The following is a 1,172-nucleotide window of genomic DNA, read 5'->3' as shown; positions in this document are numbered from 1 at the left end:
CGCGGACGTGCCGCCCGCCGCGCCCGGCTCGGCGCCGTCCTCCCCGGGCGCGGCGCCGCCGGCCGTGTAGCGCTCCCCCCTGAAGACGAAGTCGCGCAGGGCGACGAGCTCGAAGTCCCCGGGGCGCGCGTCGTCGAACACGAGCCGGTCGACATCCAAGCGCGCCGCCTCGTCGGGCAGGATGCGCTCGAGCACCGCGCGCGTGAGGTCGCGGTCCCCGTCGAAGGACAGCTCCGGCGCGCGCCCCCACCCCACCGGCGCGTCCATCGCCAGGATCAGGAGCTCCCGCGCGCGCGTCATCGCCACGTACAGCAGGCGCGCCCGCTCCTCGAGCTCGCGCTCGCGGGACTCGTCGCGCATGGAGACGAAGGCCTCGGCCGCGGAGCCCGTCGCGCACACGTCGTCGAACGCCTCCGGGACGAGCCACTCGGAATACAGCTTCCTGAACCGCTCCTGGACCTTGTCCTCGGGAAACGAGACGCCGTCGAAGGTGGTCACCGCCGGGAACCGGGCGGGCAGCGCGACGGCGTCGACCCGGTCGCGGCCGCGGCGGGCCTGCAGCCGGCTCGCGTCGCGGCGGATCGAGAAGCACTCCGCCACCGCGACCACGGGGAACTCCAGACCCTTCGACGCGTGCACCGTCATGATCCGCACGGCGCCGGCCCCCCGCTCGTTCAGGGCGCCGGGGGCCTGCTTCGCGGCGAGCGCGGCATCGAAGGCGAGCGCCACGCGGCGCGGGGAGCGGCCCTGCGCCGCCTGCGCCTCGGCGAGCATGTCGAGCGCCTTGAGCACGTTCGCCGCGACCGCGCGCCCCTCCGGCCCGCGCGCCGCCAGGCGGACGAGCCAGCCCGACCCGCGCACGACGTCGCGAGCGATGTCGACGGGCGCGTCGCGCCCCACGCGGGCGAGCGCGGGCCGCAGGACCTCGCGGGCGCGCGCGAGCAGGGGGAGCCCCGCGAGACCGGGGGCGTCCTCGTCGGACATGAGCCCGGCGTCCGCGTTCCGGCGGCGGGTCTCGCCGGTCTCGGCGTCCACCGCGGTGCACAGCGCCAGGAACTCCTCGGCGCCGAAGGCGAACATCGGCGAGGCGAGCAGGGGCACGAGCCCCTGCGCGGTGTCCGCGGGGTTGGCGAGCGTGCACGCGAGGGCCCGGACGGCCGCGACCTCGGGCG

1 protein-coding gene is annotated in these 1,172 nt (G+C 77.2%); it reads right to left on the bottom strand.

What is annotated here, in order from left to right:
* On the bottom strand, positions 1-1,172 hold a 1,172-nt coding region (locus tag PHA29_RS10500), incomplete at both ends, for a 3'-5' exonuclease (protein WP_333491391.1).

The sequence above is a fragment of the Candidatus Collinsella stercoripullorum genome (assembly GCF_027669965.1).
In the GTDB taxonomy this organism is placed as follows: Bacteria; Actinomycetota; Coriobacteriia; order Coriobacteriales; family Coriobacteriaceae; genus Collinsella; species Collinsella stercoripullorum.
The sequence above is the reverse complement of the archived record's forward strand: the minus strand, read 5'-3'. Positions and strand labels throughout refer to the sequence as shown.